Below are 16,297 nucleotides of genomic sequence, written 5' to 3'. Positions count from 1 at the left end.
ATGCTGTGAAGGCAGAAGTAAGACTTTATGAGAATATTGTAGATGAAGAGAAAGGAAAGTTAAATGAGGATGGAACCCTTAACTTAAATCCTAATTCTCTTACAGTTCTTAAGGAATGTTACATTGAGCCAAACATTTCAGATGTTAAGCCAGAGGATAAATTCCAGTTTGTGAGACAGGGTTATTTCTGTGCAGATATTAAGGATTATACAAAAGAACATCCGGTATTTAACAGAATTGTTTCGTTAAAGAGTTCTTTTAAACTTCCAAAATAATAAATACGGTAAATAAAAAGGTTGCATCAATTGTGATACAACCTTTTTATTTACTATAAATTATTAATCATAATTCTTACAAATCCTTTAACTCATCTGTAAGAAATTCATCGTCATCGCCCTCATCATCAATGGTAACATCATCTTCAGTTTCAGCATTTTCTGCCTCATCTGTAGTAACATCCAAGTCCGGTGTATTGTCAGAAGAAGTATTTATATCTTCATCCTCAAAAATATCTTCATCTTCGTCTTCACCGTTAAATATTTTACCAACAGTTTCATTCACCTTATCCTTAGCATTAGATGCAACAGTTGAAACCTTATCCTTCATCATGTTGATATTGTCTTCACCAACTTTTTCAACAATTATGTCTTTAGCATCATTAGCTTTTTCTTTGGCGAAATCCGTTGCATTGTTAATTTTATCCTTTATATTATCAATGTTTTCCTCGCCGATTTTATCAGTAACTGTATTTTTTAATTTATCAGCAGCATCAATAACCATGTCAGCAGTATCATCTGCTACCTTTTTAACTTTCTTTTTATTAATGGTTATTGTAACTTTTGTGTTTCCGTCGGAATCATCATTTTTGTTAAATTCAAAGGCTTTTGTATCATCGAAATCGTCGAAATCATCTGCCTTTGTTTCACGTGTGTCTTTGCGTTTCTTTACATAAAGTGCACTTCCTGCTGCGGCTCCAACAACTGCTGCGGTTCCGAATAGCTTTTTTAAAAATCCCATATATAAAATCCTCCGATACATTTATTTTTATGCAATAGCATAATTATTATCATTTATTATAATACTATTTTAGCCGAAATAAAAGCAGTAATACATTAAAAAACATTACTTGAATAAAAAAAACAAAAATGTTAGTCTATAAAAAGTGATTTTAAAAAGAATGATAAAGAGGATTAATATGAATAATAGAAAAATAGTTTTTTTCGATATTGACGGAACAATATATAGATTTGATACAGGGATGCCAAAGGATACTTATGAGGCAATTAAACTTTTAAAGGCCAAGGGACATATTCCGGTTATATGTACCGGACGAACAAGGTGTATGATTTATAAAGAACATATGGCTCCGGGATTTCGGGATATTGTAGCCGGTGCCGGAACATATGTGGAAATTGATGGTAAGGAGCTATATTGCAATACCATTAATAATAATGAGGCAAGAAGAGTAATAGATGGCTTTGTAAGAAATGGCTTTGTTCCGGTGGCTGAAGGAAGAGACAACATTTATATTGGAAGGGATATCAGTGATTTAACTGAAACCACAAAGCATGTATATAATGTTTACAGAGAAAGTATGGGGGATTTTATATTAAGTACAGATGAAAGTGAAATAAATGTATCTAAGGTAAGTGCATTATTTACTAATCACAGTAATCCTGAGGGAATGATAAAGGAATTTGAAAATGATTACACCATTATATCTCATCAGCATAGTTTATTGGAGTTAGTTCCAAAGGGATATAATAAAGCTGTGGGAATTGAAAAATTAATTAAAGCATTAAACATTCCATGGGAAAACACATATGCTTTCGGTGACAGTTTAAATGACATTGACATGCTAAAATATGTTAAGTATGGCTGTGCCATGGGAAATAGTGATGATGCCATAAAGGAAGCTACAAAGTATCATACTTCTGACTTTGATAAGGGTGGAATATATGAGGCATTAAAAAAATTTGAATTAATATAAAGGATGTAATATGAGAATACTGAAGGATAAAAATAATATAATAATAAAGGAAATTAGTGATTTTGATTTACAGCAGACCTTAGAATGTGGACAATGCTTCAGATTTTATAAACAGGATGAACAGGAGTATGTTGTAGTAGCCTATGGCAGGCTTTTACATATAATGGAAAAGGATAACAACCTTGTTTTTCTTAATAAAACAATTAATGAAGTTGAAAATATATGGATACCATACTTTGATTTAAACAGAGATTATGGAAAAATTAAGGAGTTTCTTCTGAAAAGTGATGAAACCTTAGAGCCTGCGATAAAAGAAAAAAACGGCGTAAGGATTCTTAATCAGGAGTTTGTGGAAACATTAATATCCTTTATAATTTCCCAAAATAAGCAGATTCCCCATATAAAACATATTGTGAAAACAATCAGTGAGAATTTTGGTGACTATTTAGGGGAGGTAAATGGAGAAAAATACTATTCCTTTCCTAATATGAAACAGTTAAGCAATATTACCGAGGCAGATTTCAGGGAAATGAAAACAGGTTTTAGGGCACCTTATTTGTCAGACGCAGTTGAGAAGCTTTCTACAGGCATCATAAACGAAAAGGAAATTAGAATGTTAAAGGAGGAAGATGCCAGAAAGAAACTAATGGAAATAAAGGGAGTTGGTGAAAAAGTTGCTAACTGCGTAATGCTTTTTTCGTTGGGATACAGGCAGGCATTTCCTATTGATGTGTGGATAAAAAGAATTATGGAGACTTTATATTTTAACGGAAAAGATACCTCAAAGGAGATAATAGGAAAATGTGCTAAGGAATTATATGGAGAATATGGTGGCTACGCACAACAATATCTGTTTTGTTTTGGAAGAGATAATAAAGTTGGAAAAAACAAAAATGAATAGAATATTTATTTTGTTAATAAATTGTAAAAATATAACATTAGGTATTGCATTAATCAAAAAAAGTGTTACTATTATTGTTAGTTGGTTAGCACTCGTATATGCGGAGTGCTAACAAGAAATGTTATTATGGAGGTTAAAAAATGAAATTAATACCATTAGCAGATAGAGTAGTTTTAAAGCAGTCTACTCCGGAAGAAAAAACAAAATCAGGAATTATATTGACAAGTACATCTCAGGAGAAGCCACAGCAGGCAGAAGTTATTGCTGTAGGTCCCGGTGGAGTTGTAGACGGTAAAGAAGTTGTTATGAATGTTAAGCCTGGAGATATGGTTATCTTTTCAAAGTATGCAGGCAATGAAGTTAAATTAGATGATGAAGAATATATAATTGTAAAACAGTCAGATATTCTTGCAATCGTTGAATAATTTTGGAGGTAATTAATATGGCAAAGGAAATAAAATATGGCGCTGAAGCCAGAACTGCTCTTGAAGCAGGTGTAAACCAGTTAGCAAATACAGTAAAGGTTACATTAGGACCAAAAGGAAGAAACGTTGTTCTTGATAAATCTTTTGGCGCACCACTTATTACAAATGATGGCGTAACAATTGCAAAGGAAATAGAACTTGACGATTCATTTGAAAACATGGGAGCACAGCTTGTAAAGGAAGTTGCTACTAAAACAAACGATGTAGCAGGTGACGGTACAACAACAGCTACAGTTTTAGCTCAGGCAATGATTAATGCCGGAATGAAGAACTTAGCTGCCGGTGCTAATCCTATTATTTTAAGAAAAGGAATGAAGAAAGCAACAGATGTAGCAGTTGATGCTATTGCTGATATGAGCAGTGTTGTAACAGGAAAGGAACAGATTGCAAAGGTTGCAGCTATTTCTGCCGGTGATGAGGAAGTTGGTAACATGGTAGCAGATGCCATGGAAAAGGTTTCTAACGATGGCGTTATTACAATAGAAGAGTCAAAAACAATGAAAACTGAATTAGACCTTGTTGAAGGTATGCAGTTTGACAGAGGATATATTTCAGCATATATGGCTACAGATATGGATAAGATGGAAGCTACACTGGATGATCCATATATCCTTATTACAGATAAGAAAATCTCTAACATTCAGGAAATCCTTCCTGTCTTAGAGCAGATTGTTCAGTCAGGAGCTAAACTTCTTATTATTGCAGAAGATGTTGAGGGTGAAGCCCTTACAACACTTATTGTAAATAAGCTTCGTGGAACATTTAACGTAGTTGCAGTTAAGGCACCTGGATATGGTGACAGAAGAAAAGAAATGCTTAAGGATATAGCAATTCTTACCGGTGGTCAGGTTATTTCAGAAGAATTAGGTTTATCTCTTGCAGATACAAAGATTGAAGATTTAGGTAGAGCAAAATCTGTTAAGGTTGCAAAAGAAAATACCATAATCGTTGATGGTCTTGGTAATTCAGATGAAATTGCAGCAAGAGTTGCCCAGATTAAAACCCAGATAGAAGAAACCACATCAGAATTTGATAAAGAGAAACTGCAGGAAAGACTTGCTAAGCTAGCAGGTGGTGTTGCAGTTATCAGAGTTGGTGCTGCTACAGAACCTGAAATGCAGGAAAACAAACTTAGAATGGAAGATGCATTAAATGCTACAAGAGCTGCCGTAGAAGAAGGTATTATAGCAGGTGGTGGTTCAGCATACATTCACGCATCAAAGAAGGTTGCTGAGTTAGTTAATACATTAGAAGGTGATGAGAAGACAGGTGCTTCTATTATTCTTAAGGCATTAGAGGCTCCACTTTTCACTATTGCCCAGAATGCAGGACTTGAAGGCTCAGTTATTGTTAATAAGGTAAGAGAATCAGAACCTGGAACAGGATTTGATGCATTAAATGGCGAGTATGTTCAGATGGTAGACAGAGGAATTCTTGATCCGGCTAAGGTTACAAGAAGTGCTCTTCAGAATGCAACAAGTGTGGCAAGTACATTACTTACAACAGAATCAGTTGTTGCAAATATTAAAGAAGATACACCGGCTATGCCTGCCGGAAACCCTGGAATGGGAATGATGTAATTAATAATTGCTACTTATGTAGCAGATAAAAAAAGCCTATGGGATAACATGATATGTTTCCCGTAGGCCTTTTTTTGATGTAAAAATGATAAATATACACCATTTTTTACTTAGGTATTAATTTTTTAAAAAGTGCCTAAAATAGGACATAAAAACAATTTTATTATTGGAATGACAAAGCATATATGATACAATTTATTTATATTAAATTAAAGGAGCGAAAATATAATGAAAGGTATTAAAAGAAGTATTTTATCATTAATGCTGGTACTTGCGTTAGTAGTATCAGGTGTGTCGGTTATGCCTGTAAAGGCTTTAGAGCTTAATGCTAATCCGATTACAAATTTAAAATTTGTGGAAAACAGCAATGGTTCATGTACAATAACATGGGACAAACTAAGTGGAGGTTCTTATAATATTTATAAGGCAAAAAGCCGATATGCAAAGTACAGTAAAGTTGCCACTGTTTCAGATTCTGCATATACAGACACTGATTACAATGGCGAATATTATAAAGTATCATATGTTTCAGATAAGGAATATGAACTTTCAACCCCTATTTCATATGAAATACAGACTTTTGGTTTAAACACTAATATTTTTGAACCTACAGACAGTACATCAGAAATACAGTTATGCATTAATAATATTTATAAGAAAACAGAAGCAGGACAATTTATTTCAGACAGAAATGCATTAATGTTTGCACCGGGAAATTACAGTAAAGATATTAATGTGGAAGTTGGATTTTACACGCAGGTTGCAGGACTTGGCATTTCACCGGAAAATACTGTAATTGGTAATATAAACTGTAAGGCTGAATGGATGAAAGGTAAAAAATATGACGGTTCAGTAAATTATAATGCCCTTTGCAATTTCTGGCGTTCAGTAGAAAATCTTACTACAACAGCGAACAGCACCATGTGGGCTGTTTCTCAGGCTACTTCTATGAGAAGAATGAATATTAAAGGTAATCTTGATTTGCATCATCAGGGTGGTTATGCCAGTGGTGGTTTTCTTGCAGACACAAAAGTTGCAGGAAGAAAATACACTTATAAAGACCAGAAAACAGGTAAGCAGATTGATACGGAAGCAGGAATATCAGCAGGTTCACAGCAACAGTGGATTTCTAGAAATACCGAAATGAACAGATGGGATGGAAGCGTTTGGAATTACGTTTTTGTAGGATGTAGCGTTGCATCATTATACGATAAAACAAACATCAGCAATGGCCCAAACGGTGAGTGGCCGTATTTATCTTACACCAAGGTTTCAGAAACTCCTGAGTGTCAGGAAAAGCCGTTTTTAATGAAAAATGATGATGGAAAATATGGTGTATATGTACCGGCAGTTAGAAAAAACTCTACAGGTGTTTCATGGGCAAATGAAAACGAAGGCGAATTCATAGACCTTGACCGTTTTTATGTTGCTAAGCCATCAGATAGTGCAACAAAAATTAACGACGAATTAAAAACAGGCAAAAACCTTATACTTACTCCCGGAATATATAATCTTTCCCAGGCAATTAATATAACTAATGAAAACACTATTGTTCTAGGATTGGGATATGCAACATTGGAACCTGTAAATGGAAATCAGTGTATGACTGTTTCAAATGTAGGAGGAGTAAAAATAGCCGGCGTATTATTTGATGCAGGAGCAAAGAAATCATCTGCACTTTTAACAGTTGGAACATCTGGAGATAAAACATCTCATAAGGATAACCCTATTTTGTTAAGTGATACCTTTTACAGAGTAGGTGGAGCAGATTCAAATCCGGGAAAGGTTACAACATGTGTTATAATTAACAGCAGCGACGTAATAGGCGACAATTTCTGGGTTTGGAGAGCAGATCATGGAGCAGGTGTAGGCTGGAATAAAAACACAGCTGATACCGGTGTAATAATAAATGGTGACAATGTTACAACTTACGGACTTATGGTAGAACACTTCCAAAAATATCAGACAATATGGAATGGTAACGGTGGTAAGTGTTATATGTATCAAAGTGAGTTGCCTTATGACATAACATCCCAGAATGTATGGAATGCAAAGGGCTCATATGGATATACTGATTATAAGGTTTCTTCAAATGTAAAAACTCATGAAGCCTATGGAATTGGCATTTATTCATGTTATCAGGCGGCTACATGTTTCTTGAAGTCTGCCGTGGAATGTCCTGATACACCGGGTGTTAAATTTACTAATGTATGTACATATAGTTTGAGTGGAAATGGTGGTATAGATTATGCCATAAATAAAAGCGGATATGGAGTATATACTTCAAGTGAAATGTGCAAGATTATGTCATATTCTAACGGCAAGGCCGTATGTGATAAGACAGGTACAAAAGCTAAAAAGAGTATATGGTCAACATCAATTAATGTAGCCACAAATTCTCTGACATACAGCGGAAAAGCCATAAAACGTAAGGTAACGGTTAAGTATAAAGGAATCACATTACGTAAAGGAACAGATTATACTGTTACATACAAAAACAATAAAGATATTGGAACATCAAAAATAATTATAAATGGTATCGGAAACTTTAGGGAAAGCGACTACGTTACATTTAAAATAGTTCCTGGAAAAACAAAAATTACAAAGAAAAAAGCAACAAAGAAGAAAGTAAATATTCAGTTTGCAAAGGTAAAAGGAGCTAAAGGATATCAGGTTGTATATTCTACAAATAAAAAGTTTAAAGGCAAAACTGTAAAAAACATTAAGAAAACAAAACTTACATTTAAGAGAAAGAATAACAGCACCTATTATGTTAAAGTAAGAGCTTTGAAAAAAGTTGGTAGAAAAACATATTATGGAAGTTACTGTAAAACAGTAAAAATTAAATAAGATTATTAAAGAGGCACATGATATTGATTATTGTGTGCTTCTTTTTATTTCAAATAAAAGTGTTTTTATATTTTGCTTTACACTATGGGTTTAATGTGATAACATAGTGAAGTCGGAAAACACGGGCGGATGATAAACTTATCATAAGATTTATTTAACTTATTTAGGATAATCCAATCGATTGTTTTAAATAAGTTTTTTTATTTTACAGGAAATTGAAAGAGAAAGGGAGCACATCTGTGCGCAAGGATGAATTATGAAATTTAAAAGAAAATTTAAAGAAACTGTTTCACTATTACTCATTTTGACATTAATATCAGGAACCATTGATGCAAAAGCCTTTGACCATAGCGGACCAATAATGTTTAATGGAAACTATTATGAAAATCTTGAGACGGCAATAGAAGAGGCTCAGGAGACTCAAAAAGACAGTACAATTTATTTGTATGAGAATACCGTAGTGGAAAATCAAATCACCATAAAAAGTGAAAACAAAGTAAATATTGTTGCTGAAGAACAGGTTACAATTAGTGTAACAGATACAGCAGCATTTCTTTTGGTTGAAAAAGATGCCGAAATCTCTTTATGTAACATAACTGTTGATGGTGATAAGTGTGGACAAAAATATAGTGTATCGCCATTAAAAATAAAGGGAAAAATAGAACTTATTAATAGTTCAATAACCAAATTTAAAGGTTATGATTCAACAGTTTCTCTTGATTCCGGTAGTATGAGAATGGATTCAGATAGTTATATTAGTTATAATTCGGTGGAAACCTATCTTTCAAAGGGTGGCGGTGTATACATGTGTGGAAAGTCATATTTATATGGTGGTAATGTATGTAACAATTCTTCCACATTTAGCGGTGGTGGAATTGAAGCTACCGGAGAAGCTTATATAGAAAATGTTACCATTGAAAATAATAAAACATTTGAAATGGGTGCAGGAATAAATGTTACAAAATGTAAATTATTTATAAATAACTGTACATTATCAGGGAACTATGACACATGGAATGAAAAACAAATGGGGTATGTCGGAAATGATTTATTTGTGGACTCATCTGAAGATATCGAAATATATAATACAAAAATTACTGCTAAAAAGGATGATTCAGGGTATTTTAGAATGTATTTAGGCGGTAGCGGAAACAAAATCATATCAGGATTATCTATAATAGGGGAAAAAGATAACAATAACGATGGTCTTGCCATAAATGGTGGTAAAACAATTATAAAACGACCTGGTACATATAACACATATGCAGGTGAAGTGAAAACCGAAAAAAATATAATTACCGGTTTAAATGGTAAGGACAATGGTGCCGGATTATACATAGGTGATAAAGCGGATGTGGAAATTGAACAATTAGAATTAACTAAGAATGTGGGGGCAAACGGCGGTGCCATTTATAACTCCGGCAAATTATTGTTAGACGATGTTACAATAGCGGATAATGATACTGATAAAAAGAGCAGTGTAGATTCTTTTTGTGGCAAGGGAATATATCAAAATGGGGAAATTACATTAAATAAAAATGCAAACATTTCAGACCAGATATACCTGACAAAAGATCAATACATAACTGTTGCTGAAAATCTTTTGTATCATACCGGGGTTCATAGCGCCATAAACATCACAATAGGTGAAGATAATTTAAGTGAAAATCGGACATTGATTAGATATTCTACACAAAACAGTAGTATCGATGCGTTTTCAGCAGTACAAAATGGAATATTTAAATTTGAAAATTCCCAAAACATATCGGATATTAATGATATTTTGGTAAAAAATAATGACATTGTTATAAATTCCAAGTGTAAAAATGTCACGGTGAAATGTGTTGACGAAAATAAAAAGCCAATAGTTGGATTAAAACTTGATATTTATAAAAAATATAATGATAAGAAAAACGTCAAACTGGGGACAACAGCAGAAAGTGATAATACCGGGCATATAGTTATTAACGGATTAAACAGAGGTGAATATTATTTTTTAATGTCTGGTATTCTATCAGGTTATGAATACGATCGAAGCATGAAAGGAAATTTTGTAATTGCCGATCAGGAAGAAGTAGAAAATGTAGAAATAACTTTAAACACAGCAGATTTGCCACCTAATGCAGTGATAACCAGTTCTCAAACCGTTGCAAAAGTAAATGAAAATATAAGTTATTCAGCAAAAAATTCCACAGATGATAAGGGAATTAAAAGTTATTACTGGGATTTTGGTGATGGAACAAAAAGTCATGAAATAAATGTAACTCATAAGTATGCGGATGAGGGAACATACACTGTATCGCTATCTGTAACAGACAAAGGAAATAATGTTTCAAAAACCACATGTAAAATAACAATCAAGGGTATACCTGAAAAAAGCCAAAAGACAATTGTTAATGTATTAGACACAGATACGGAACAGATGATAAAGAATGCATATGTTGAAATATGGAAAGATGATACAACAAAAACAATTGAAGGAAAAACAAATGAAAAGGGGATGTTCAATTGCTACCTTATGCCTGGTGAATATACGGCAATAGTATATTGTAATGGTTATTATTCCCGTTCCACATCAATTGTTATTGGAAATGAAGGTAAGAATATCAAAATTCCACTGAATACTTACGATACAGTTGGTGGAAGTTTAACCGTTAAAGAACTTTCGCTTGAAGAAATTAAAAAGGCAGGTATAGATACAACCAATTTAGCGAATAGAAAAGTAACAAAAGAAACCTTAACCTTGAATTTCGGCGAATACATTGTATATAAAACCGGAAGCGGCAAAACAATAAAAAAAGAAAATAACACCGGCAAAACAATATATGAGGTAGCAAATAATGTATATTTAATTACAGGTGGAGTAAGCTGGCTTAAACAGATTTTTGATGTGGAGCTTCTTGTAATTAATAATTCAAAAGTTGAATGCATGGATAATGTAACAGCCACACTTAATTTACCTAAGGGTCTCTCTTTGGCTGACATGCAGGAAGGTAAAACAAATACAAAGACAGTAAATATGGGAAAAATTAATCCCGGGGATTCGGTATCAAAACATTGGTATGTCCGTGGAGATGAAGATGGCATTTATAATTTCGATGTTAGCGTTAGTGGAAGCATGGTTTCACCTGATATCGAGCCGCAGAAATTTAACACGGTTTTTTCAACAACAGAACCTGTATATGTATATTCAAATGATGTTTTGTTTTTAAACATAATTGTAAACCGTTATTTACGGAATGGAAGCAATTATGAAGTGACTTTTGAGTACATGAATGTTTCTCCAAGAACATTATATGATGTTAATTTTAACTTAGATGGTTATCCATGCAGAATGGAAGGAAGGAATGAGAGTGTTGTCAAGGAAATGAAACCGGGAGAAAGGGCTGTAATTAAAAGCAATCACTTTATATCCTTTTATCAGAAAATGATTCTGAATTGCTGGAACTGAAAAATATTGGAATGGACATGACAGGAGCTTCCATTCCGTATCAGATAATAATTCTGGACAATTTTTCCGGCGGATATGCCAAAAAGCAGTATTCGTATCAAAAACAAACCACAGGGGCAGATCCTGTTAATATGCTTACAGGTGGTTTTGAATACAGCTATACCGACATGAAACTGAACGGGAAAAATCCGCTTACATATGAAAGATATTATAATTCAAAATCAGATAACGTATGGACTGATAATTATTCATATCAGTTATCTGACGGTGAAAATATGTGCCGGTTATCTATGCCGGGAGGATATGAAATTGAATTTAAAAAAGAAAATGGAAGGTTTCAGTCAGAAGAAGGCTCAGAACTAACGTTAGAATATGCGGCAGGTGGCTATGTTTTAAAGCAAAAAAATAATGAACGATATTATTTTGATAAATCAGGCAGATTAATTGAAATAGCTGGTGATAAGAACAGAAATGAAAAAATTGAATATACAAACAATCAAATATCAAAAGTGTATAGTGCATCCGGTACACTGTATTTTGAATGGAACGAAAATGGAAATATTACAAAAATACATGACAAAAACGGTTATAGCACTTTATATAGCTATGAAAGTGATAAACTTACCAGTGTAACAAATGCTGACGGTAATGTCTCAGCATATAAATATGATGAAAATGGATATTTATGTAAAGTACGTGATTTTAATGGTGTATGGACAATAAGCAATACCTATGATAAATACGGACGTGTTACTGAGCAGGAACTTGCTGATGGTGGAAAATACACATTTAGCTATGATCCTATTAAAAGATATAATGAATGTAAAGGAGAAAACAACTACTTCAAAGCAGTATTTTATAATGAAAAAAATCAAATAATTACAGATATATCTAATAATGGAGTGACTTCATACGAATACAATGAAGCTAATCAGATTATATCAGGAAAAGATGGCGAGGGTAAAATAACTTACTATTCATATGATGAAAATAATAATTTAGTTGGAACATTGTATCCTGACGGAACCAATAAAGTATGTACATATGAAAATAACAGAATTATAAGTGAAACGGATGAAAACGGTGGTACAATTAAATATGATTATGATACCAATGGAAATATTACATCTATAACAGACCCCATGGGGAATGTTACGGCATTTGAATACGATAAAATGGGTAATTGCATATCAAAGCGTGATTCTCAGGGAAATGTGTCAAAATTATCATATGATGAACGTGGTAACTGCATTATGACTACCGATGCGGTGGGAAATAAAACATATCTTTCATATGATTTACAGGGTAAAACCATCTCATCTAAAGATGCAATGGGGAATGTAACAAAATACAATTATACCGCCGGCGGGAAATTTATAGGTGAAACTGATGCTGATGGAAAAGCAAAAGAATATGGTTATAACAGTAATGGTTATACAGTATACGAAGAAGATAAACTGGGAAATAAAACTTTGTATGATTATGACGAACAAAATCACCTTAAATCTTCAACATCTCCATTGAATAATACTACTAAATATCAGTATGACTCAAACGGTAACCTGACAGTGGTAACAGATGCTAACGGACATACTTCCACATATACATATGATGGTGATGGTAATATAGTGGGAATAACAGATGCATTAGGAAACAGTCAAACATATGATTATGATAAAAATGGTAATATTATAAGTATTAAAGATAATGAAAACAATATCTCATCATTTAAGTATGATGATAAGGGGAGAAAGATTTCAGAAACGGACAACATGGGGAATACAAAGTTATTTACCTATGACAATAAAGGCAATATTTTGTCTGAAACGGATGCTGCCGGAAGCACAATTCATTATCAGTATGACGCAAACGGCAATCAAACATATAAAATTGATGCAAATGGTAATAAAACACAATATGAATATGACAGCCTTGGCAGGTTAGTGAGTGAAACAGATGCAGTTGGACAAAAATCGTTTTATGAATACGACGCAGTGGGCAATCTTACTAAAATAACTGATTCAAAAGGTAATTATATCAGATATGAGTACAACAAAAACTGCAAAATATCTAAAACAACAGATAAAAACGGAAGAAGTGTATCCTATACTTATGATTCCATGGGAAATATTATTTCAAGTAATAATGACGATGGAAGTAATATTTCATATTCCTACGATGCAAATGGTAATCTTCTAAAAGTCAAAGATGAAAGAGGTTTTTGCATATCATATGCTTATGATGGAGAAAACCGAAAAATTTCGGAAAAAGATAAAAATGGCAATGAAACAAAGTACAAATATGATAAAGTAGGTAATCTTATAGAAACAATTTATGGAGATAGTGGCATTGAAAAACGTACATATAATGCCATTAATCTTGTAACATCTGTAACAGATGTAAATGGTTTTACTGAAAAATATGAATATAACAAGTTAGGAAATGTAGTCAAAATAACAGGTGCAAAAGACAATGTGTCAGATGTAGTATACGACAAAAACGGAAACACAGTAAAAATAACAGATGCCAACGGAAATGAAACACATTATAAATACGATTCTTCTAACAGACTTATTCAAATAACAGATGCCAAAGGTAAAACTCAGAAATTTGAATATGATGGGGCAGGAAATACTGTCTCCTATACAGATATGAACGGTAATAAAACTTCATATTCTTATGACAAACTAAATAGAGTTACTACAGAAGTAAAAAATGATATAGTTCAAAAATCATATGAATATGATTCATTGGGAAATGTTACGAAAGTTATTACTGCTGACGGTGCTGAAACTAAATACAATTATGATGAATTGGGAAATATAATTAACATAACCGATGCTTTAGGCAACAATACAACCTATAGTTATAATGACAAAAATCAGGTTACGGTTGTAAAGGATGCCAAAGGTAACAAAGTAAGCTATAGTTACGATAAATGTGGAAATATTATTTCTGAAAAAGATGGAAAGGGTAATAAAACTTACTACGAATATGATGGAAATGGAAATCTTATAAAAGAAAAAAATTCTGCCGGAGTAACTACATACACATATGATAAAATGAACCGTTTGATTTCAGAAAAAGACAAACGCGGTAATACACAATTATACAAATACAATAAAAAAGGAGATTTAATACAGCATACAGATAAGAATGGAAATATCACCAGTTATGAATATGATTGTGACAGTAATATTATTAAAGTAACAGACCCGCAAAAAAATATATCAACATACAGGTATGATAAGGAAGGAAACCTTATTCAAACTGTGTTAAACCGCACAAAGAATAAGAAAGAAACCCGGGAAATAACTTCATATAAGTATGATAGTCGCAATATGTTGGTTAAAGAAACAGACAATGACGGAAAAAGCACTTCATATACTTATGACGGAAATGGTAACTTAAAAACCAAAACTGATGCAAAGGGCAAAACCACAACATATCATTATAACTATTTAGACCTTGTATCTGATATTAAGTATAGTGACGGCAAAGTGGTTTCTTATGCCTATAATAAAAAAGGATCACTTGTTAAAATGACAGATGATACCGGAATGACAAGTTATGAGCTTGACTTACTAAGCAGAGTAAAAAGTGTAAAATATTCAAATGGAAACACAGTAAAATACGACTATGATCAGGTTGGAAATGAGTCATCTATAACATACCCTGATAATAGTAAAACAATCTATACCTATGACAACGTTAATAATATTCAGACTGTAACAGACAAAAACGGTGTAACAAATTACATATATGATAGCGTTGGAAATGTTAAGGAAATAGCTACTCCTGATGGTGTTAATGAATACAGAAAATACGATGCTGAAGGAAACGTTATTGAAATAGCTCAAAAAGAGAAAAAATCAAATTCTAAGAAAACTTTATATACATATTCATATGACAAACAGGGGAATATTACCAAATTAGCTGATAATAAAAATGGTAATATCACAAATTATGAATATGACAGTTTGAATAGAATTGCAAGAAGCAGCAATAGAAAAGGCAAGAAAACAGAGACAATTTCTTACGCATATGATGGCGTTGGAAATCTCATCAGTGAATTAAAATATAACAAAGAGAAAAACATTTCAGATATCATAACGACGTCATATACTTACAACAATTTAAACGAATTATTAAGTGCCAAAAAGACAACTGTTAATCTGAAAAGAACTGTCTCTAAGAAAAAAAGGCGCAACTTAAAGGTTAATAAAAAAGTTGATAAAACCCAATATTCTTACGATGCTCTTGGAAACCTTATTAATGAGAAAATATATGCCGGAAATAAGCTTTCTAAAACAAAGTCATACACATACAATAATTATGGCAAAATCGATACCTATGTAAGTCAGCAGGGAAAAATAAAGGGAAAATCCAATTATGTATATGATGGAAATGAAGCATTAATAGGACAAAACGTTATATGTAACGGTTCAAAAGTATCTTATGAATATACAAACAATGTAAATAGTGATAATGACGCCGTTTTGTATTCAACTTCATTTTGTCAGACTAAGCAAAACTATTCATTATCAAAGAAATATGGTAGCAAAAACAAGTTAATTAAAACAACTACGTTAAAAAATGATGAAAGATATGTCTATGGAAATGAATTAATTAGTGTTACAATGAATTCAGGCAAATACACGTCAATTTCCGGAATGCTTAATAAGGGTGCTTTCAGTAGTTTGTTTGGAAAACTGTTGAAACCATTACGAATTACCGAAAACGCGTATGTTCACACTGACCGTCTGGGAAGCATTACCAACATTAAAAATAAAAAGGGAAGTGACATGTCCAATTCATGGTATGATGCATGGGAAAATGTGACAACAAATATCAGCAGTTCACTCAGCAGTGCCTACAGTGACATGGTTGAAAATTTAAGCAGGCATTATACAACATATTTATATGATGACATTACTGATAAATACTACGCATCTGACAGAACATATGACAGTGCAGTAAAACGTTTTACAACAAGAGATGCCGTCAAAGGAGATATTAGAAATGCATCAATGCTTAATG

8 protein-coding genes and 1 pseudogene are annotated in these 16,297 nt (G+C 32.8%); 8 read left to right on the top strand and 1 reads right to left on the bottom strand.

Translation table 11 applies throughout. The features are described 5' to 3' along the window. Positions 1-275: pseudogene (locus tag Q5O73_RS06545) on the top strand (glutamine--tRNA ligase); the annotation flags it as partial. Between the two features lie 76 nt (positions 276-351). Here the strand turns inward: Q5O73_RS06545 and Q5O73_RS06540 are convergent. Then, positions 352-1,017 (bottom strand): hypothetical protein, encoded by a 666-nt coding sequence (locus Q5O73_RS06540; RefSeq protein WP_021952978.1) that lies wholly within the window; start codon positions 1,015-1,017, stop codon positions 352-354. 178 nt (positions 1,018-1,195) lie between these two features. Here Q5O73_RS06540 and Q5O73_RS06535 point away from each other — a divergent pair, with 178 nt between their 5' ends. The 7 genes from Q5O73_RS06535 to Q5O73_RS06505 form a co-directional block, all read left to right on the top strand. Continuing rightward, positions 1,196-1,990: a Cof-type HAD-IIB family hydrolase gene (locus tag Q5O73_RS06535; protein WP_302629451.1), complete on the top strand. Its 795-nt coding sequence runs from the start codon at positions 1,196-1,198 to the stop codon at positions 1,988-1,990. Between the two features lie 10 nt (positions 1,991-2,000). Beyond that, positions 2,001-2,891: a DNA-3-methyladenine glycosylase gene (locus Q5O73_RS06530; protein ID WP_302629452.1), complete on the top strand. Its 891-nt coding sequence runs from the start codon at positions 2,001-2,003 to the stop codon at positions 2,889-2,891. A 140-nt stretch (positions 2,892-3,031) separates the two neighbouring features. Continuing rightward, on the top strand, positions 3,032-3,316 hold the full coding sequence (gene groES, locus Q5O73_RS06525) for a co-chaperone GroES (RefSeq protein ID WP_021952981.1): 285 nt from the start codon (positions 3,032-3,034) through the stop codon (positions 3,314-3,316). Positions 3,317-3,333: 17 nt separating this feature from the next. Beyond that, a complete protein-coding gene (groL, locus tag Q5O73_RS06520; RefSeq protein WP_021952982.1) occupies positions 3,334-4,956 on the top strand; it encodes a chaperonin GroEL in 1,623 nt (540 codons plus the stop codon). Positions 4,957-5,184: 228 nt separating this feature from the next. After that, positions 5,185-7,806, top strand: a complete 2,622-nt coding sequence (locus tag Q5O73_RS06515) for a hypothetical protein (RefSeq protein ID WP_302669306.1) — start codon at positions 5,185-5,187, stop codon at positions 7,804-7,806. Positions 7,807-8,062: 256 nt separating this feature from the next. Beyond that, complete coding sequence (locus Q5O73_RS06510; RefSeq protein WP_302669305.1) at positions 8,063-11,257, top strand: PKD domain-containing protein; 3,195 nt, start codon at positions 8,063-8,065, stop codon at positions 11,255-11,257. Then, on the top strand, positions 11,245-16,297 hold a 5,053-nt coding region (locus tag Q5O73_RS06505), incomplete at its 3' end, for a DUF6531 domain-containing protein (protein ID WP_302669304.1). The genes Q5O73_RS06510 and Q5O73_RS06505, both read left to right, overlap by 13 nt.

It is taken from the genome of Eubacterium sp. AF15-50, assembly GCF_934835595.1.
GTDB lineage: Bacteria > Bacillota > Clostridia > Lachnospirales > Lachnospiraceae > Eubacterium_G > Eubacterium_G segne.
Note: the sequence above shows the minus strand (reverse complement) of the source record. Positions and strands in the feature narration are given on the sequence as shown.